The sequence below is a fragment of the Streptomyces sp. NPDC058646 genome (assembly GCF_042716875.1).
In the GTDB taxonomy this organism is placed as follows: Bacteria; Actinomycetota; Actinomycetes; order Streptomycetales; family Streptomycetaceae; genus Streptomyces.
This window is the reverse complement of record NZ_JBHXRK010000008.1, coordinates 175,993-194,296: the sequence shown is the minus strand read 5'-3', so window position 1 is coordinate 194,296 and position 18,304 is coordinate 175,993. Positions and strand designations below refer to the sequence as shown.

Below are 18,304 nucleotides of genomic sequence, written 5' to 3'. Positions count from 1 at the left end.
AGATGCGCCGAGGGTATCCACCGCTGTTTTCGGCCCGGAAGTCGGGCTCCTGTCAGGAGGCGGGCCGCCGTGCCTGGACGTGGCGGCTCGGCGCCTGCTGGGCACCCGAGGCCAGCATCCGGACCTCGCCCAGGTCGCTGATCTCGGCACGGATGATCCCGGTGACGTCGGCATAGACGGGATGGCCGCCCGGACCCTTCTGCTCCGTGCGCGTCACGACCACGGTGTCCCCGGCTTCTGCCGGGGAACCGTCGCTCTCGAACACCAGCTCGTAGAGATCCTCACGGTCCTCGCCCACCACGTACCTCCAGATCCCCACCGCCGCGCGGACCGCGCCGGCGGAACGCGTACCAACGTGCCCCATGGGTCCCGGCAGGAGTACGCGCCACGCGGCACCGGGACCCGACCGGAGGACGCGACCACCCGTCGGCGGCCGAGTCGGCCTCCCGGCTAGGCTGGGCCCATGAGCACCCTGCAGACGATCCATGACGTCCCCGTCCTGATGTGCGGCTCCGAAGGTGCGCTCATCCGCGGCGAAGGCGACGCCCTGGACCTCATCGGCAACGCCATGTACCAGGGCGCCCAGTGGATCGCCCTCCCCGCCGAACGCTTCGACGACACCTTCTTCCAGCTCCGCAGCCGCGTCGCCGGCGACGTCGTCCAGAAGTTCGTGAACTACCGCGTGGGGCTCGCGGTCCTCGGTGACATCTCCCGCCACACCGAAGCCAGTCCGGCCCTGCGCGACTTCGTCCGCGAATGCAACCGGGGCCGCCAGACCTGGTTCCTCGCCGACGCCGCGGAACTGCAGGACCGCCTGAAGCCCCCGGTCGCGGCCACCACCTGACCGGGGCGGTGACCCCCAGGGGTGTCCTGCCGGTCAGGCCCGGCCGGCAGGACACCGCCTAGCTGTTCAGCACCACCGCGGCCACCGCCGGCGGGACCGGCGCGAGGGCCGAGGGCCGGGCCGTGAAGGTGCCCCGGCCCTGGGTGCGGCCGCGCAGCCGCGAGGCGTACCCGAACAGCTCGGCCAGCGGCACGGACGCCGTGACCACGGCCGTCCCGGACACCGACGTGGAGCCCGACACCCGGCCGCGCCGGGCCGCGAGATCACCCAGGACCGCCCCGACACCCTCCTCGGGAACGGTCACCGTGACCTCCACCACCGGCTCCAGCAGTTCCACCGTGCTGACGCGCAGCGCCTCACGTAGGGCGAACCTGCCCGCGGCCCGGAACGCCAGCTCCGAGGAGTCCTTGGAGTGGGTCGCCCCGTCGGTGAGCGTGACCCGCAGCCCCGTCACCGGATGGCCGCCGAGCGGCCCCTCCGCGAGGGCGTCCCGGCACCCGGCCTCCACGGCGCGCGCGTACTCCTGCGGAACCCGGCCGCCGACGACCACCGACCGGAACTCGAAGCCCGCCGCCTCCTCCAGCGGTTCGACATCGATGACGACGTGCGCGAACTGGCCCGCCCCGCCGTCCTGTTTGACGTGCCGGTGGACCAGGCCGGTCACCCCGCGTACGACGGTCTCCCGGTAGGAGACCTGCGGGCGCCCGACCACGACCTCCAGACCCTGGCCGCGGCGGATCTTCTCCACCGCGACCTCCAGATGGAGTTCGCCCATCCCCGACAGCACCGTCTGACCGGTCTCCGCGTCGGACCGCACCACCAGCGACGGGTCCTCCTCGACGAGCCGCGCCAGCGCCGACGCGAGCCGGCCGGTGTCCCCGGCGCGACGGGCCTCGACCGCCACCGACACCACCGGCTCGGCCACCGACGGCGGTTCAAGGACCAGCGGAGCCCCGGGCGCGCACAGCGTCGTACCCGCCCGGGCGGCCTTGAGCCCGATCAGCGCGACGATGTCGCCCGCGACCGCCTCGTCCCGTTCCTCGTGCCGGTCCGCCTGCACGCGCAGGATCCGGCCCACCCGCTCGGTCCGGCCCGTGGCGGCGTCCAGTACGGACCCGCCCTTGCGGAGCGTGCCCGCGTAGACCCGTACGTACGTGAGCCGCCCGGTCGGCGTCGCCGTCACCTTGAAGGCGAGGGCCGCGAACGGCTCCGCCGGATCGGGGGCGCGTTCGACCTCCGCGCCGCCGCCCGTGCCCCGTACCGGCGGCATGTCCACGGGTGAGGGCAGGTACGCGAGGACAGCGTCCAGCAGCGGCTCGATCCCGCGGTTGCGGTACGCCGAACCACACAGCACCACCACGCCGTCCCCGCGCAGGGTCAGCTCCCGCAGGGCGCGGGCCAGGGTCGGCGCCGTCAGCGCCGAGGCCGCGCAGAACTCCTCCAGCGCGTCCGCGTGCAGCTCGGCCACCGTCTCCTCCAGGAGGCGGCGCCGCCGCTGCGCCTCCTCCCGCAGCGGCTCGGGAACCGGGCCGGTCTCGCAGGGGCCGCCGTCCGGCTGCCAGAGCAGCGCGCGCATCTCCAGCAGGTCGACGACACCGGTGAAGCCGTCCTCCCGGCCGATGGGGAGCTGGACCACCAGCGGGACGGCGCCGAGCCGTTCGCGGATCGAGGCGACGGCCGTGTCGAGGTCGGCGCCCGCCCGGTCGAGCTTGTTGACGAACGCGATCCGCGGCACCCCGTACCGGTCGGCCTGCCGCCACACGGACTCGCTCTGCGGCTCGACCCCGGCGACGGCGTCGAACACCGCGACCGCCCCGTCCAGCACGCGCAGGGACCGCTCGACCTCGTCGGCGAAGTCGACGTGGCCCGGGGTGTCGATCAGGTTGACGCGGTGGCCGCCCCAGGCGCAGCTCACGGCCGCGGCGAAGATGGTGATGCCGCGGTCGCGTTCCTGGGCGTCGAAGTCGGTGACGGTCGTGCCGTCGTGGACCTCGCCGCGCTTGTGGATGGCGCCGCTCGCGAACAGGATGCGTTCGGTGATCGTGGTCTTGCCGGCGTCGACGTGGGCGAGGATGCCCAGATTGCGGACGGCGGCGGGGGAGGTCGTGGTGAGCGGTCGTCGGTCGGTGCGCATGGCCCGAGGCCTTTCGAGTGGTGAGGAAGCAGGCAGCGCGATTCCCGGGACGGCGCAGCGGCACGCCCCGCCGGGCCGGCGCACACCGGCTGCCGGCGGCACGGGGCCGGGGCAGGGGGCGTCAGGACAGCGGGAAGGGGCGGAGACCGAAGAAGTGCGTCCCGGGCATGCGGTGACGGCCGCGCAGCCGGCACCGGGCCTAGCGAGACACCGGGATCACGTCGTACCGCGACGGGGGGACGAAGGCGACGGTGCGGCGACTGCACATGGCCCGGTTCCCCTTCTCTTCGCTCGGCACGAGGCGCGCGGCCCTGTCGGCGGCGCGTGCGGCGAGTCTAGGGAAGAGGACGGGGCGGGGGCCACGGAATATCCGCGGGGCCGCTGTGTGACCCTCACCCGGCCCGGTGCGTGAGCGTCACCGGGGGCCGTGCGCGGCCGGGAGCCTGAGCACCAGGCGGGCTCCGCGCGAGGCGTACTCGGCTGTCAGGGTCCCGCCGTGATGGTCCGTCAGGTCGCGGGCGATGGCCAGACCCAGGCCTGCCCCGCCGTGGTCGCGGCTGCGGGAGTCGTCGAGCCGGGTGAAACGCTCGAAGACCCGCTCCCGGTCGGCCGCCGGGATGCCGGGACCGTCGTCGGTGACCTCCAGTACGACGGTGCGCGGCCCCGGGCCACCCCTGGTGCGCAGGGTGACCTCCACGTGCCGGTCCGCGTAACGCTGCGCGTTGTCCAGGAGGTTGGTCACGACCCGGCTGAGCCACAGGGCATTGCCGGTGATCCGGGCGTCGCCCTCCAGGTCCAGGCGTACGGGGACCCGGTCGCCGAACCGGGCCTCCACGGCTTCGCCCACCAGGGCGGCCAGGTCCAGTGGGACGGCGGTCACGGGCTGGGCGGCGTCGATGCGGGCGAGCAGCAGCAGGTCGGAGGCGAGGTGCTGGAGCCGTTCGATGTCCTGGAGGGCCCCGCCGATCAGCTCGGGCCACAGTTCCGGGTCCCGGACGGCCAGGGCCACCTCCAGCTGCGTGCGCACGACGGTGATGGGACTGCGCAGTTCGTGCGAGGCGTCGGCGATGAACTGCCGCTGGCGGACGCCGGAGGCCTCCAGCCGGTCCAGGGTGGCGTTCATGGTCTGCGCCAGGCGTGCGACCTCGTCGTGGGTGGCCGGCACCGGTACCCGGCGGTGCAGATCGCGGTCGGAGATCCCGGCGACCTCGGCGCGGATCGCCTCCACCGGCCTCAGTGCACGGCCGGTGACCCGCCACGTCACGAGGACGACGGTGGCCAGGAGCAGCGGCATGCCGATCACCAGGGCGGCCGTGGTGGTGTCGTCGGCCGCGTCCGCGTCGCGCAGCGAGGCCCCCGCGTAGACGACGGCCGGGCCGGTCGGGGTGTGGGTGATGACCTGGACGACCCGCTGCCGGTGGTCGCCGCCCAGCGGGTGGACCCGCCAGGTCTGGAAGCGGGTCCCGGGCACTCCGGGGCCCGCAGGGCGGAACGCGGGCACGCCGATGAGGTTGGGGGTGGCGAACAGGACGCGGCCGTCGGCGCCCACCACCTGGACGAACTCGACACCACGGGACGCCGGCCGGACGCGGTCGAGCCTCCCCGCCGCGGCGAGCTGGGCCACGGTGTCGGCCTGCCGCCGGGCGTCGTTCTCCGCGTTGCGCAGCAGATTGGCCTCGAGCAGTCCGAGCAGGGCGAACGAGGCGAGCGCCAGGGCCGCGGCGACCACGACGCCGGCCCCCGCGGTGGCCCGGGCCCGGACGGTGGTGGGCCACAGCCGCCGCAGCCCCGGCCACCGCTCCAGTGCCGTGCCCGCGGCCGAACGGACGGCGGCGGCCGGGCGGCCCTCCAGGAGGCGGCGGCGCAGGAGGCGGCCACGGGTGAGGAGCCCGCGCCGGGGGAGCGGCTGGAGGAGGGCGTGCTCGGGGAAGTCGTACCCGGGGAGGTCGCGGACGCGAGGGCGCTCAGCCACCGTCGGCCGCCAGCCGGTACCCGGCCCCGCGCACGGTCTCCAGCGCGGCGCGGCCGAACGGCGCGTCGATCTTGCGGCGTACGGCGCTGACGTGGACCTCGACGACATTGGGGTCGCCCTCGAAGGCGCTGTCCCACACCTGCTCCAGGATGTCCCGTTTGGGCACCACCTCGCCGGCGCGCCGGGCCAGGCACTCCAGGACCGCGAACTCGCGGGCGGTCAGGCGTATCTCCGCACCCCCGCGGGCGCACGACCGGCGGGCGGGATCGATCACCAGGTCGCCGCACCGCACCACCTGCGGGCGCCGGCGGCCCGTGCGCCGGCCGAGTGCGCGGAGCCGGGCGACCAGGACCAGGTAGGAGAACGGCTTGGACAGGAAGTCGTCGGCGCCGGTGTCCAGCGCCTCCGCCTCGTCGTATTCGCCGTCCTTCGCCGTGAGCATCAGGATCCCCGACTCGTTGCCGGCCGCGCGGAGCTTCGCGCAGACGCGGTAGCCGTTGAGGCCGGGCAGCATGATGTCGAGGACGATCAGGTCGTAGTCGTGCTCGGTGGCCATCCACAGGCCCTGGAGTCCGTCGTGGGCCACGTCCACCGAGAACCCCTCGGACTGAAGTCCCCGTTGCAGGGCCACGGCCAGCCGCCGTTCGTCCTCCACCACCAGTACGCGCATGCCGAACAGGGTCTCAGGCCCGGGCCGCGGCAGGCTGAAGAGGTCTTCAGCTGGCTTCAGCTGGGCTTCAGCATCCGCTGAGCATGCTCGGGCACCTAGCCGGGCGCCGTGCCCGGTTGTCCTGAGGAGTACCGGTATGTCTGAGTCGTCGATCCCGCCGCCCGTGCAGCCCGAGCCGTCGGAGCCGTCGGAGCCGTCCCGCAACGGCACCCCGGCCGCCGGATCCCGGGGGCGTGCGGCCCTCGGCCGCCTGGTGCCGCGGAGCAGCGGCGCCCGCTGGGCCGTCCTGGGCGCGGCCGTGGTGGTCGTCGGCGGCGGGGTGGCAGCCGTGGCCGTGGCCGAGCACCACCACGACCGGCCGGACCGCCCCCGTTTCGCCCGGGTCGTGCCGGGCCCCGAGGGTCCGGTCGAGCGCCGTCTCGAAGGCGGGGGCCCCGGCCACCGCCAGGCGGGGCCCAAGGAGCACAAGGCGCTCGGCGACCACGAGGCGGCCCCGGACGGGCGGGCCGGACTCTTCAAGGCGGCGCCCGCGCCCCTGCCCTCCCTGGCCATCGGCGAGGCGGCCGAGAAGGCCGCCGCGGCGGTGACCGGCGGGAAGGTGGAGAGCCTGCGCGCGGTCGCACAGGAAGGCGGCGGTGGCGCCTGGCTGGCCGTGGTCCTCGGCCCGGACGGCGTCCGGCACGCGGTCACGGTGTCCGGCACGGACGGCACGGTCTCCGGCAACACCCGGCTGGACCGCTAGGCCCTGTCGGTCCGGCTTCCCCCGGTGAAACCGGGGGAAGCCGGCGGGCGTCCTCGCTCGCGGGGGTGGTGTCCATGCGGGAGGCCGCGACAGAGGGCCGCCGGTTCACGGCGGTCCTGCCCGCCGTCGCCGCGGCGGCCGTGTCCGGGTGGGCCTACTGGTGCTTCGCGGCCCCCGCACCGCCGCCAGGGCCGGTCGCGGTGGCGGGCGGCGTGCTCCTGGCGGCCGGCGCCTGCGCGGCGTACTGGGTCCGCGTACGCGGCAGCGGCGGCTTCTTCGGGGCGCTGCTCCTCGGCATGGGGCTGCTGCTGACGGTCGCGGCGGTCGAGCAGGCGACCGCCCGCGGGGCGGTCGCCACCTGCGTGGTGGAGGAGGTCCGCACCAGGATCCAGGAGTCCTTCGGCGAGGGTGCTCCCCCCACGAAGACGCTCTACCGGCACGTCCTGCGCTGCCCCGGCGGCTACCCGGCCGAGCTGAAGGGCGACCGCCCGGTCGCCGCCGAGGGCGAGGAGGTCCGGGTCGCGTACGACCCCGGCCGCCGGGTCTCCCCCGAACGGGAGGGCCAGACCACGCCCGTCAGGGCCGTGGTGGGCGCGGTCCTGCTCCTCGCCCTCAGCACGGTGATCGCCCGCGTCGCATCGCGGACACCCCCCGACTGACAGCCGGCGACCGGCCCGCCGCCTCGCACCCGGTTTCCGTACGGCCCGTCCGCCCGGAGGGGTCCCGGCCTCGTCGTATCCCGCAGGAGCGGCCGGCCCGGCGGGGGCGTACCGCAGGTCGGGCACCCCGGTCCGGAAGGCCTCGCCGGAGACGCGGTGCCGTCCGCTCCGGCTCCCGGGGCGGGTCCGCCCAGCGGTACAGTCGGGGATCTGCGGACGGACACCTGCACCGGCGGAGGGCGACAACAGCACATGATCTACGGCATGTTGGTGGATCCGCGGGCCGACAGCGCGGGAGCCCCGCGCCTGGAGCTGCCCGCCGGGACCTCCCTGGACGACGCGGCCGCGGCCCTGGGCCGGGTGCTGGCCGCCCACGAGCAGTTGGACCGGGTCCTCCTGGTCGTCGGCGACGAAGAGACGGGCGTCACCTCGCGTTCCTACGCGCGCGTCGTCCTCGGGATCACACACCGCGGCCCCGGAGACGAGGCGCGCGCCGCGGTGCCGGGCGAGTCCACCCGGTTCAGCGTGATCGCCTTCCGCTGCGCGGCGTGCGGAAGCCGCGCCTACACCGCCTTCTACGACGACCGGTACCGGCCGGTGTGCCGGGCCGGCGACCACGGACCGATGGAACTGGGGTGAGCCCGCGGTGAGCATGGCCCCGGCGGTCCCCAAGCCCCTCGACGGCTCGGTGCGGTTCTTCTCGGTCGCCTACCTGCCGACGTACGTGGCAACCCTGTTCGTGCTCCTCCTGATCTGGGCGGGCGCCCCCGGCGCCGAGGTGTCCCTGCGGCGCGCCTGGCGCACCGCCACCGGCGTGAGCGCCGGGCAGGCGGTGTGGATCGCGCTGGGCACCACCCTGGCCGCCCTCGTCTTCCAGCCCTTCCAGCTCGCCGCGATCCGGCTCCTGGAGGGCGGCTGGCCCGACGCCCTCGGCGCCGGGCCCTGCCGAAGGCTGCAACGGCGCAGGAAGGAGCGGCTCGCGGCGCGCGCCGCTCAGGCCGGCCTGCCGCACGACGCGTCCCCGGAACGGGTACAGCTGGCGGGTGTCGCCGCGGCCCGGCTGCGCCTGCGCTATCCGCTCCCCGACCACCTCCTGCGGCCCACGGCCCTCGGCAACGTCCTGGCGGCCCTGCGGGACAGCGCCGGCCGGGACCACGGCTGGGACGCGGCCGTCGCCTGGCCCCGGCTCTACCCGGTCCTCGGCGACCGCTCGCGCGCGGTGGTCGACGACTGCCGCGACTCGCTCGACGGAGCGGCCCGGCTCTGTGTCACCGGCGCGGCCACCGCCCTGGTCAGCGCCGCGCTGCTGCTGCGCTCCGGCTGGTGGCTGCTGCTCGCCCTGGTACCGGCCGCGCTGGCCGCCCTCGCCTACCACGGGGCCGTGCAGGCGGCCCTCGCCTACGGCGACGCCGTCCGCGCCGCGATCGAGCTGCACCGCTTCGACCTGCTGGAGGCCCTCCACCTGCCGCTTCCCGACAGCCTCGAAGAGGAGCGGACCCTCGCACAACACCTGTGCCTGCACTGGCGCCAGGGCGTGCCACCGCCCTCCCGCTACGAGCATCCCCCCGACCCGGCACCCGATCAGGCCGGTTGACACCCCGTCGCCCCGCATCCGGCGTCCACGAAGGGCGGCTGACGCCCCGGCACATCGGGCGCGCCCGGGACCGCCGGGCCCGCGGACGCCCCGTACCGGCCACCGCCCGCCCGCCGTATCGTGACCGCTATGGCTGATGACGCGCCCCGCCCCCCGCGACCGGCCGGGGAGTCCCTCGACGAGCTCCACCGCCGCGGCCTCGCGGAGATGGAGCACTACCACCGCACCGGGGACGTCGCCGCCCTCCGCCGCGCCCGTGACCTCCACCTGGTGGTCGTCGAATCCGTGTCCGAACGGAGCCCCGCGCGGGACGTGCTGTTACGGAACCTCGCCAACGCGGAGGACCAGCTGTACCGGCACACCGGCGACCTGCCCACGCTCCGGCGGGCCGTCGACGTCTACCGGCGCGCCATCGATGTCACCCCCGCGTCGCAGCCGTACCTCGAAACCTACCTGTACAGCCTGGGCCGCGCCCTGCGCAGGCTCCACCAGCACACCGGCGAACCCGGGGCACTGGTAGAGGCCGCCGAGCTGCTGCGCCGCTCCGCGGCCCTGCCGCCGGCGATGCCCTCCGAACGGGCCACCCAGCTCGGCGGCCTCGCCGAGACCCTGGACGAGCTCCACGACCTCACCGGCGACCCCGCGCTCGTGCGGGAAGCCGTCTCCGTGCAGCGCCTCGCCCTGGACCGGACCCCGCCCGGCAGCCCGGAAGAGGGGGTCCGACGGACCAACCTGGCCGCCTACCTCGTGCAGTGGAACCGGCTCACCGGGGACCGGGCGGCGCTGGAAGAAGCCGTCGACCTGCTGCGCAGGACACGCGGAGACATCCTCCGGGCCGGCGGCACCCAGCCGTGGCAGCACGTCCTGAACCTGGCCGCGCGGCTCACGGACCTGTTCCTGATCGACGGAAGGCTCGGCGAACTGGACGAGGCCATCACGCTGTTGCGACAGCTGCTGGAGGCGGACGACCCGGAGGACTCCTTCGACGACACCTACCGCCTGATGGTGACGGTCCGGGTGTCGGACCTCGCGCTGCAGCGAGCCGAGCACTCCGGCCGCGTCGGGTGGGCGGACTGGGCCGTGGCGACGCTGGAGGCGGCCGCGCACGCGCTGCCCCGCGACGACATCAACCGCGGCGTGATCCTGTGCGAACTGGGCAAGGCGCACGCCGGGCGCCACGAACTCACCGACGACCCGGCCGACCTGGAGTCGGCCGTCGCCCGGCTCCGGGAAGCCCTCGTCGCGTTCGACCTCCACGAGGACGTGGAGGACAACTCCAGGGCAGCCGCCTCCGAACTCGCCGCCCAGCTGCTCCGCCGCCACCGGCGCACCGGCTCCCCGGCCGACCTGGACGAAGCCATCGCGCTGCGGTGGGAGGCCGTACGCCACGCCCCGCCGGAGGACCGCAACTACCCGGCCCTGCACACGGCCCTCGGCCAGAGCCTGCTGGAACGCTTCCAGGCCGAGCACGACCTCGCCGACCTCGACGAGTGCACCGGCCGCCTCCTGCACGCCCTGGCGTCCCTGCCGCCCGCGAGCCCGGACCGCGTGCCCGTCCTGGCCACCCTCAGCAGCGCCCAACTGGCCCGCTGGGAACACACCGGCCACCGCCCCCACCTCGACGAAGCGGTCACGACCCAGCGCGAGTCCCTCGCGGTGTCCCCGGCCGGCGCGCTCGACCGGCCCGCCCTGCTCGCGAACCTGGCCCTCCTGCTCCGGCTGCGCCACGACGCCGACGGCCGCGCCGACTCCGCCGACTCCGCCGACGCGGACGAGGCCGTGGGGCTGCTGCGCCAGGTCCTGGCCCTGCGGCCGGGCCGCTCGGACCAGCGCCGGATCACCGTCCACCAGCTGGCGGAGGCCCTGCGCTCACGTGCAGAGGCCCTGGGCGACGTCGCCGACCTGGGGGAGTGCGTGGACCTGCTGCGCGAGCTGGTCGACAACTATCCGGCCGGCCACCCCGCACAGATCTCCTCGCGCAGCGCGCTCGCCGAGGCCCTGCACAAGCTGTCCCTGGCCACGGAGGACGAGCGGCTGCTGGACGAGGCCTACGAGGTGGCCCGCGGAGCCGTCGCGGTGGACGCCGCGCCCGTCCACTCCCGGCTGCGCGCCCGGGCCACCCTGGGGCAGGTCTGCGGCACGCGCCACGACTGGGAGGGCGCCCGGTACTGGCTCACGGAAGCGGTCCGGCTGCTGCCGCGGCTGGCCGCCCGCGACCTGACCCGCACGGACCAGCAGTACGTCCTGGCCCGCGAGCACGGCCTCGCCGCCGAGGCCGCCGCCTACGCACTCCAGGCCGGCCGGCCCGAACAGGCCCTGGAAGTCCTGGAACACGGGCGCGGCGTGCTCCTCGGCCGCCTGCTGCGCTCCCGCGACACCGATGTGGCACGGCTCCGGGAACGCGCACCGGAGCTGGCCGACCGCTTCGTACGGCTGCGCGACGCCCAGGACCCGGACCCGCTCACAGCCTCCCCCCACCCCGGAGGACGGGCACTGGAGGCAGCCGAACGGATGCGGGTCCGCGAGGCCGCATGGGACCCGCTCCTCGCCCGGATCCGCGCGGTGCCGGGCATGGCCGGCTTCCTGCGCCCCCCGGACGCCGCGGAGATCGTGGGGAGGGCCGGCGAAGGCCCGGTCGTGGTGATCAACATCAGCGTCCGGTGCGACGCGGTGATCGTGGCCGGCGGCACCGTCGACGTCCTTCCGCTGAGGACCACGGCCGAGGAGGTCCAGAGCCGCGTCGCCCAGTTCCTCACCGCCACCCACACCCCCTCGGGCACGGGCGGACTCACCGCGCGGCAGGCCCGCGAGGAGACCGTCGCGGAACTGCTGGAGTGGCTGTGGGACACGGTCACCGGGCCCGTGCTCGAACACCTCGGCGCCACCGCGCCCGCAGGCTCCGGCACGACTCCCCGGCGCGTCTGGTGGTGCCCGCAGGGGCCGTTGGCCTTCCTCCCCCTGCACGCGGCCGGCTACCACGGCCCGCGCTCCGCTCCGGACCGCCCGCGCTGCGCGCTGGACCGGGTCGTGTCCTCGTACACACCGACCGTCGCCGCCCTGCACCACGCCCGGGACCGGCGGACGCCCGCCGCCCCGCCGGGATCGCGACCGCTGGTCGTCACCATGTCCCGCACCCCGGGTGCGGGTGCGCTGCCGAACGCGGAGGCCGAGGCCCGCACGGTCGGCCGCCACCTGGCCGGGCCCGCGGGGCCGCCCGTCGCCCTCACCGACGAGGCGGCGACCCGGGACAGCGTGCTGGAAGCCCTGCGGCACGCCCCCTCCGCCCACTTCGCCTGCCACGCCGTGGCCGACCCACAGGACCCGTCGGCGTGCCGGATCCTGACGCACGACCACGCGGCGCGCCCGCTGACCGTCAGGGACGTCGCCGGACTGCGGCTCGACGGTGCGCACCTGGCCTTCCTCTCGGCGTGCGCGACCTCCGCCACCCGGCAGGACCTGGTGGACGAGGCGATCCACATCACCGGAGCCTTCCAGCTGGCCGGCTTCCGGCACGTGGTGGGCACCCTGTGGCCCGTGGCCGACGAACTGGCGCCCGAAGTGGCCGAAGCCTTCTACGCGGCCCTCGGACAGGGCCCGCACGCGCCCGCCGGAGCGGCCGCAGGCGGCGACCACGTGGCCTCGGCCCTGCACGCTGCCGTGACCGGACTGCACGCCCGGTACCTCTGGTTCCCGTCCCTCTGGGCCTCGTACGTCCACGTCGGGGTGTGACGGACCGGCGGTCCCCAGCGGTACGGAGCTTCCCAGCGGTACGGATGCTCCTCAGCCGAGGCCCGCGCGCACGACGCGGAGGTTCTCCCGTGCCTCGGCGGTCCGCGGGTCCCCGGGGCCGAACCTGCGCTCGGTCCCGGCGAGGACCTTGCGGCACAGGACCTCCGCCTCCGCACGGCGTCCCTGGTTGTGCAGCATCGCGGCCAGGCTGTTGACGCTGTGCAGGGTTTCCGGATGGTCGTCGCCGAAGAGGTCCGCGCGGCCCTCCACCACGGAGCGCATCAGCGTCTCGGCCTCGCCCAGCTTGCCCCCGCCGGCCAGGATGGAGGCCAGGTTGTGCTGCGCCCACAGGGTGTCCTCGTGCCCCGGCCGGGTGCGGACCCGGAGGGCCACCACCGGCCGGTAGAGCCGCTCCGCCTCGTCGAAACGGCCCTGGTGCGCGAGGACCGAGGCCCGGTTGGAGTGCGCGTTCAGGCTCAGTTCGTCCTCCGCGCCGAAAAGCCGGGCGGCGTCCTTCCCGACCTGCCCGTACAGGCGCTCGGCATCCTCCAGCCGGCCCTGAGCGCGCAGCGTGCCCGCCAGGATGTTGCGGGTGCCCAGGGTGTCGCGGTGATCGGGGCCCAGCACCCGCTCCCGGCCGGCCAGCGCCTGCCGGGCCAGCCGCTCGGCCTCGGCGGGCCGGTCCAGCCGGAGCGTGATGCGGGCCACCACGGCGAGGCTCGCCAGGGTCTCCCGGTGCGCCTCGCCCGAGGTACGGCGGTGCTCCGTCCACACCATCCGCAACAGCTGCTCGGCCTCCGCCAGTTCACCCCGCTTCTCCAGTGACCTGCCCAGGTAGGAGGTCGCCGCCAGGGTGTCCGGGTGGCCGTGCCCGAGCACGGCCCGGCGCCCCGCCACGACGTGGCGCAGCAGTTCCATCGCCTCCTCGGCGGCGCCCTGGCGCCACAGGACCTGCGCCAGCTCGTACGCGGCGGTGAAGGTGTCGGGGTGGCGCGCGCCCTTGTCCTCCTCCGCGGCGCTCAGCGCCCAGCGCGCCATCTCCTCGGGCGTCACCTTCACGGTGATCCTGATGACGGGAAGGTCGCCCTCGTCGTCGTTCCCCGTGGTCTGCACATCTGCGGGCCCGGCTGCCCCGCCCCGCCGCCCCAGTCCCAACCGCCGCCCCAGCGCCCGCCATCCACCGCTCATCGCCCGGCCCCCTCCTGTGGCACGGCCTCCGGCCGTCCTTCCATGGTGGCCCAACGGCTCGTGCGGGGACAGGGTCACTCCGCCGGGTGCGGGCAGACGGGGAGAGGAGGCGGCGCGGTGGTGACCGAGGCGTCCCGCCGCCTCGTCCCCGCCCGGGCCCGCGCGCGTTCTGCGAGGTCAGAGCCGCGTCGGACAGATACCGGTCGTCCGGCCGGGAGGAGGCGCGACTACTGTGGAGGACAGCACGCGACCAACGTGTGACCGCTCGACGCATTCGATTCAGGGGGAATGGAATGGCACTTCAGCCTGCCATTGTCGATCTGCTGGAGATCAGCCCGGACTTCGTCCGTGATCCGTACCCGGTCTACGCGAAGCTCCGGGAACAGGGGCCCGTCCACCACGTCCGCACGCCCGACGACGAGGAGATGTGGCTCGTCGTCGGACACGAGGCCTGCCGCACGGCCTTCACCGATCCGCGGCTGAGCCGGGACTGGCGCAGGTCCGGCGACATGAGCCAGATCATCAACGCCGACCAGGACCACCCGGCGCTCGCGCACATGCTGATGTCCGACCCGCCGGACCACACGCGTCTGCGCCGCCTGGTGGCCCGGGAGTTCACCCCGCGCCGCATCGAGACGCTGGCCCCGCGCATCCAGCAGGTCACCGACGAACTGCTGGACGCGATGGATGCGAACGAGGAGCGCCGGGGCGACCTGGTGAACGCCTTCGCCTTCCCGCTGCCGATGACCGTCATCTGCGAACTGCTCGGTGTGCCCGAGCTGGACCGCGAGGCCTTCCGCGGCTGGTCCAGCGAGATGGTCGCCCGCACCAGTCCCGAGGCCGAGGCCGTCGCGTACGCGGAGATGCCCCGCTACCTCACCGGGCTCATCGATGCCAAGCGCGCCGCCCCCGGGGACGACCTGCTCAGCGCGATGATCCACGCCGTCGACGAGGGCGGCGACCGCCTTTCACCGGCCGAACTGATCGGCATGAGCGTCCTGTTGCTCATCGCCGGGCACGAGACCACGGTCAACATGATCGGCAACGGGATGCGGGCCCTGTTCGCCCACCCCGACCAGCTCGCCGACCTCCGCGCCGACTTCGGCCTGCTGGACGGGGCGATCGAGGAGATGCTGCGCTACGACGGCCCGGTGGAGACCTGCACCGAGCGACTCGCCCTGGAGGACGTGGAGATGGGCGGGGCGGTGATCCCGAAGGGTTCCGCGGTCCTGATCGCCATGGCCGACGCGGACCGCGACCCGTCACGCTTCCAGGAACCGGACCGCTTCGACATCCGGCGGGACGCCCGGGGCCACATCGCCTTCGGGCACGGGCTGCACCACTGCCTGGGCGCGCCACTGGCCCGGCTGGAGGGGCGCATCGCGCTCCGTTCGCTGCTGGAGCGCTTCCCGGACCTCGCCGGCGAGGCCGACGAGGCGACCCTGGCCTGGGTCCCCGGCATGCTGATCAGGGGCGTCAGGGAGCTTCCCGTCCGCTGGTGACACGTGCCCCCGGGACGGCCGGGGCCGGCGGGTCACCCGGCCGGTTGGCCGGCCTCACGGGAGTCACCGGGCGCACCGGCGGCGTCCTCGTCCGGGGCGTCCAGGGGCCTGGCCGTCCCCAGATCGAGGACGGCCTCCGCGCCCCCGCCCTCCGGGTTCCCGAACCGGAGCCCGGCCCCGATGAGCCGGGCCTGTCCGGCGGCGATGGTCAGTCCGAGGCCCAGGCCCGTCCCGGCCGTGTCCGTACGGAAACGCTGGGGGCCGCAGGAGAGCAGGTGGGCCGGGAAGCCCGGCCCGTGATCGCGTACGCGCACCACCGGACCCGTCACCTCGACCAGGACGGGCGGGGCCCCGTGGCGCAACGCGTTGGTCACGAGGTTGGTCAGCACGCGTTCCACGCGCCGTGGATCGGTGTGCACGAGGGCGTCCTCGACCGTCACCACCCGCAGGTCGGGTTCCGGTTCACCGGGGACGGTCCGTCCTTCCAGCGCCGCCCGCGCCGCCCGCCGGGCGAGGAGGCCGCTCTCCACCCAGCGGAGCTCGGCCTCTTCGCCTTCGTTGTCGAGCCGGGCGACCTCCAGGACGTCCTCCATCAGGTCCCGGAGCCTGCCGATCCGTTCCTTGACCATGTTCTCGGCCCTGCCGTCGGGCAGCAGTGCGGCGGCCGCGACCAGTCCCGCGACGGGGGTGCGCAGTTCGTGCGCGATGTTCGCGGTCACCTCGCGTTCGGACTGCAGGCGGCCGCCGAGGGTCTCGGCCATGGTGTTCACGGCGCGGGCGAGGGCGGTGATCTCGTCGCGTCCGCCCTCCGGCAGGCGGGCCGTCAGCTCACCGCCGGTGATCCGCTCCGCGGTCCGCGCGGACCTCCGCAGCCTGCGGCCGAAGCGGGCCGCCACCGCGACCCCGATCAGGCCGGCGACGCCGACACCCACGGTCCCGGACTTCCACATCACCTCTTCCAGCTCGCCGATGATGGGCTGGACCCTGGTGTTCATGACCAGGTAGCGGCCGTCCACGGTCGTGCCGGCCCAGATCCAACGGCCGTCCGGGCCGTCCTCCACATGCGTGGCCCGGCGCCCCTTGGCGAGCGCTTCGCGCAGGGGCGCCGGTATGCCGGGGGGATCGAACTCCGCTCCGAAGGCGGTCTTCCCGGACTCCACGTAGTTCCGCTCCACGAACCTCAGCCGATCGTCGGCGGTGTCCCGCTCCCGGTCGTTGAGCAGGAGGGGCACCTGCACCGCGGTGATGAACACCGCGGTGGCGGCGGTCGCCGCGATCGTCGCCCCGATCTTGAGCCGCAGACCCACCCGATGCCCCCGAACTGTCCTCGCCCCGTGTTCCCGTCCCTCGTGCCGCAGGTCCGCGGGAGGTCACGCCCGGGAACCGGCCCGGTGATCATACCGGGAGGGACCGTGGCAGATCCGGCCCCGGAGCCCGGGGGCACCGGTTCAGTTCCCCGCGGCCACCGGCCGGCGCAGCAGGTAGACGCCCGCCGTCGAGACGAGGACGGCCATGCACGCGATGAACACCAGCCCCGCACCCTCGAGGCCCATCGGACCCGCCAGCACCCCCACCCCGATCACCGGCACCGAGATGCCCGCGTACGCCACCACGAACAGGGTGGAGATCACCGCGGCGCGCCGGTCCGCGGGGGAGGCCCCGGCCACCGCCGACAGCGCCCCGCGGAACGCGAGCCCCTGCCCGCACCCGCCGACGACCGCGCTCAGCACCACCAGTGCCAGCAGGTCCCAGTACAGTGCGCCCGCGAGCAGGGCCAGTCCGGCGAGGAGCCCCACGCAGCCCAGCGGCAGCGACCGCCCCACCCCGAACCGGCCGACCAGCAGCTGCCCGGCGGTCGAGGCGAAGAAGGCCAGCGCCACCACCAGCCCGCTCACGGCCCGGTTGTGCACGTCCAGCGACTGCGCGAGGAAGGCCGGGCTGACCGAGGTGAACACCCCGAACAGCGCGAACCCCACGAACGAGGCGGCCGCCGCGGGCCCGAACACCGGCCTGACCTGCGCGGGCAGGGCGGGCTTCTGGGGGCGTACGGTACTCAGCGGCCGCCGCTCCCGCACCGTCTCCGGAAGCCGCGCCAGCACCACGGCCGAGGCGGCCACGAGCGCCAGGTGCACGGCGAACGACAGGTACAGCGGCCAGGGGGCGTACTGCCCGAGGATCCCGGCGAGCAGCGGGCCGCAGCCCAGCCCGCCCATGTTGGCGGCCGTCGCCACGAAGGTGGCCCGGGAGGTGCCGCCGCGCGGAGCCAGCTCCATCACGTACGCCGTGGCGGCCCCGGTGAACAGGCCGGCGGAGAGACCCGACAGCAGCCTCCCCGCGTACAGCCAGCCGAGCCCGGTGGCGCACAGGAAACAGACCGCGCTCAGCGCGGAGAAGCCCAGTCCCGCGAGGAGCACCGGCCGCCGGCCCACGGCGTCCGAGGCGTCGCCGGCCAGCAGCAGCACGCCGATGACCCCGAAGGCGTACACGGCGTAGACGACGGTCACGATCAGCTCGGAGAAGCCGAACTTCTCCTGGTAGAGACCGTAGAGGGGGGTCGGCAGGGTGGTGCCGGCCATGCACACGGCGAACACCGCCCCGCTGAGCAGACACAGCAGCCACCCTCGGCGATCACCGTCCATGCCGCCGACGGTAACCCCGCGCGCCCGCCCGGGCCCGGCAGGGCGCCCGACGGCGCGCCGGAGGCCGGGGCGGCGCGGGGGGTCAGAGCCGGGGCAGGCCGGCGGTGACGCGGCTCCACAGGGAACGGGTGGCTCCGAAGCCGGTCTCGTGGGCCCAGACGTGCAGGCATCCGGGGCACTGGAGGTGGAGCAGGCTGCCGCTGTTGGAGAGCATGTACCGCCAGTGCCGGGAGCAGGTGCGCCGCTCCCCGCACGGCTCGCAGTCACGGCTGTCGTGACAGCTCGGGCAGGCCACCCAGGCGCGGCGCCCGGGGTCCGCCTGCGGGTCAAGCGGCAGCATGGCCGCCACCGCGCCCCGGCAGCACACCGGCTGCGACCAGGTCCTCGTACACGCGCTGCTGCTGCTCGTCGAGCCCGGAGTACAGCAGCCGGTACGCCTCGTCCTCGCCCCGCAATACCCCGACCGGGTCCCAGTCGGGGCCGAGGGCGGCCATCACCTGGGCGCGGCGGAGCACCTCGTGGGAGGTGAGGTCGACGGAGAAGTCCGCCAGGGCGGGGCCCGAGGCGTCGTCCGGACCGGTGGGGGGCGTGGGGCGGTGCGGGGTCATGGGAGCGAACTTAGGTATGCCTT

At 74.9% G+C, this 18,304-nt stretch carries 16 protein-coding genes; 7 read left to right on the top strand and 9 right to left on the bottom strand.

Annotated features, from left to right (window positions below; all coding sequences use genetic code 11):
- Positions 1–52 precede the first annotated feature (52 nt).
- Positions 53–298, bottom strand: coding sequence for a DUF6296 family protein (locus ACFWUZ_RS12685; protein ID WP_384371226.1), 246 nt, complete (start codon positions 296–298; stop codon positions 53–55).
- Positions 299–463: 165 nt separating this feature from the next.
- Between ACFWUZ_RS12685 and ACFWUZ_RS12680 the strand changes: the two genes are divergently transcribed.
- Complete coding sequence (locus ACFWUZ_RS12680; protein WP_384371224.1) at positions 464–844, top strand: DUF4180 domain-containing protein; 381 nt, start codon at positions 464–466, stop codon at positions 842–844.
- Positions 845–902: 58 nt separating this feature from the next.
- On the opposite strand, the gene fusA is transcribed toward ACFWUZ_RS12680, so the two are convergent.
- The 3 genes from fusA to ACFWUZ_RS12665 form a co-directional block, all read right to left on the bottom strand.
- Positions 903–2,978: an elongation factor G gene (gene fusA, locus ACFWUZ_RS12675; protein WP_384371222.1), complete on the bottom strand. Its 2,076-nt coding sequence runs from the start codon at positions 2,976–2,978 to the stop codon at positions 903–905.
- A gap of 415 nt (positions 2,979–3,393) precedes the next feature.
- A complete protein-coding gene (locus ACFWUZ_RS12670) occupies positions 3,394–4,764 on the bottom strand; it encodes a sensor histidine kinase (protein WP_384371358.1) in 1,371 nt (456 codons plus the stop codon).
- A gap of 178 nt (positions 4,765–4,942) precedes the next feature.
- A complete protein-coding gene (locus ACFWUZ_RS12665; protein WP_384371220.1) occupies positions 4,943–5,620 on the bottom strand; it encodes a response regulator transcription factor in 678 nt (225 codons plus the stop codon).
- Positions 5,621–5,756: 136 nt separating this feature from the next.
- Here ACFWUZ_RS12665 and ACFWUZ_RS12660 point away from each other — a divergent pair, with 136 nt between their 5' ends.
- The 5 genes from ACFWUZ_RS12660 (at position 5,757) to ACFWUZ_RS12640 (ending at position 12,344) form a co-directional block, all read left to right on the top strand.
- On the top strand, positions 5,757–6,362 hold the full coding sequence (locus ACFWUZ_RS12660) for a hypothetical protein (protein ID WP_384371218.1): 606 nt from the start codon (positions 5,757–5,759) through the stop codon (positions 6,360–6,362).
- Positions 6,363–6,436: 74 nt separating this feature from the next.
- The gene (locus tag ACFWUZ_RS12655; RefSeq protein WP_384371216.1) at positions 6,437–7,021 is read left to right on the top strand and encodes a hypothetical protein; all 585 of its coding nucleotides are present in this window, start codon (positions 6,437–6,439) and stop codon (positions 7,019–7,021) included.
- Positions 7,022–7,285: 264 nt separating this feature from the next.
- Complete coding sequence (locus ACFWUZ_RS12650; protein WP_384371214.1) at positions 7,286–7,660, top strand: hypothetical protein; 375 nt, start codon at positions 7,286–7,288, stop codon at positions 7,658–7,660.
- A 7-nt stretch (positions 7,661–7,667) separates the two neighbouring features.
- Positions 7,668–8,615 carry a hypothetical protein gene (locus ACFWUZ_RS12645; protein ID WP_384371212.1) on the top strand — a complete coding sequence of 316 codons (948 nt, stop codon included), beginning with the start codon at positions 7,668–7,670 and terminating at the stop codon, positions 8,613–8,615.
- Between the two features lie 129 nt (positions 8,616–8,744).
- A complete protein-coding gene (locus ACFWUZ_RS12640) occupies positions 8,745–12,344 on the top strand; it encodes a CHAT domain-containing protein (protein WP_384371210.1) in 3,600 nt (1,199 codons plus the stop codon).
- Between the two features lie 51 nt (positions 12,345–12,395).
- Here ACFWUZ_RS12640 and ACFWUZ_RS12635 read toward each other — a convergent pair whose 3' ends face one another.
- A complete protein-coding gene (locus ACFWUZ_RS12635) occupies positions 12,396–13,532 on the bottom strand; it encodes a tetratricopeptide repeat protein (protein ID WP_384371208.1) in 1,137 nt (378 codons plus the stop codon).
- Positions 13,533–13,825: 293 nt separating this feature from the next.
- Between ACFWUZ_RS12635 and ACFWUZ_RS12630 the strand changes: the two genes are divergently transcribed.
- A complete protein-coding gene (locus ACFWUZ_RS12630; protein ID WP_384371206.1) occupies positions 13,826–15,034 on the top strand; it encodes a cytochrome P450 in 1,209 nt (402 codons plus the stop codon).
- Between the two features lie 32 nt (positions 15,035–15,066).
- On the opposite strand, the gene ACFWUZ_RS12625 is transcribed toward ACFWUZ_RS12630, so the two are convergent.
- From ACFWUZ_RS12625 to ACFWUZ_RS12610, 4 genes are all read right to left on the bottom strand, one after another.
- Entirely contained in the window at positions 15,067–16,341 is a 1,275-nt protein-coding gene (locus ACFWUZ_RS12625; protein ID WP_384371204.1) for an ATP-binding protein, read from the bottom strand.
- 141 nt (positions 16,342–16,482) lie between these two features.
- On the bottom strand, positions 16,483–17,673 hold the full coding sequence (locus ACFWUZ_RS12620; RefSeq protein WP_384371202.1) for an MFS transporter: 1,191 nt from the start codon (positions 17,671–17,673) through the stop codon (positions 16,483–16,485).
- Between the two features lie 82 nt (positions 17,674–17,755).
- Positions 17,756–18,013, bottom strand: a complete 258-nt coding sequence (locus ACFWUZ_RS12615) for a hypothetical protein (RefSeq protein WP_384371200.1) — start codon at positions 18,011–18,013, stop codon at positions 17,756–17,758.
- Positions 18,000–18,281, bottom strand: coding sequence for a DUF6400 family protein (locus ACFWUZ_RS12610; RefSeq protein ID WP_384371198.1), 282 nt, complete (start codon positions 18,279–18,281; stop codon positions 18,000–18,002). Before ACFWUZ_RS12610 ends, ACFWUZ_RS12615 begins: the two co-directional genes overlap by 14 nt.
- Positions 18,282–18,304: the final 23 nt, after the last annotated feature.

Bases quoted from the DNA above. Each gene is read 5' to 3' on its own strand.
- ACFWUZ_RS12650 (WP_384371214.1), top strand. From the start codon at position 7,286: ATGTTGGTGGATCCGCGGGCCGACAGCGCGGGAGCCCCGCGCCTGGAG.
- ACFWUZ_RS12680 (WP_384371224.1), top strand. From the start codon at position 464: ATGAGCACCCTGCAGACGATCCATGACGTCCCCGTCCTGATGTGCGGC.
- fusA (WP_384371222.1), bottom strand. From the start codon at position 2,978: ATGCGCACCGACCGACGACCGCTCACCACGACCTCCCCCGCCGCCGTC.
- ACFWUZ_RS12660 (WP_384371218.1), top strand. From the start codon at position 5,757: ATGTCTGAGTCGTCGATCCCGCCGCCCGTGCAGCCCGAGCCGTCGGAG.
- ACFWUZ_RS12655 (WP_384371216.1), top strand. From the start codon at position 6,437: ATGCGGGAGGCCGCGACAGAGGGCCGCCGGTTCACGGCGGTCCTGCCC.
- ACFWUZ_RS12630 (WP_384371206.1), top strand. From the start codon at position 13,826: ATGGCACTTCAGCCTGCCATTGTCGATCTGCTGGAGATCAGCCCGGAC.
- ACFWUZ_RS12635 (WP_384371208.1), bottom strand. From the start codon at position 13,532: ATGAGCGGTGGATGGCGGGCGCTGGGGCGGCGGTTGGGACTGGGGCGG.
- ACFWUZ_RS12620 (WP_384371202.1), bottom strand. From the start codon at position 17,673: ATGGACGGTGATCGCCGAGGGTGGCTGCTGTGTCTGCTCAGCGGGGCG.
- ACFWUZ_RS12615 (WP_384371200.1), bottom strand. From the start codon at position 18,013: ATGCTGCCGCTTGACCCGCAGGCGGACCCCGGGCGCCGCGCCTGGGTG.
- ACFWUZ_RS12665 (WP_384371220.1), bottom strand. From the start codon at position 5,620: ATGCGCGTACTGGTGGTGGAGGACGAACGGCGGCTGGCCGTGGCCCTG.
- ACFWUZ_RS12640 (WP_384371210.1), top strand. From the start codon at position 8,745: ATGGCTGATGACGCGCCCCGCCCCCCGCGACCGGCCGGGGAGTCCCTC.
- ACFWUZ_RS12610 (WP_384371198.1), bottom strand. From the start codon at position 18,281: ATGACCCCGCACCGCCCCACGCCCCCCACCGGTCCGGACGACGCCTCG.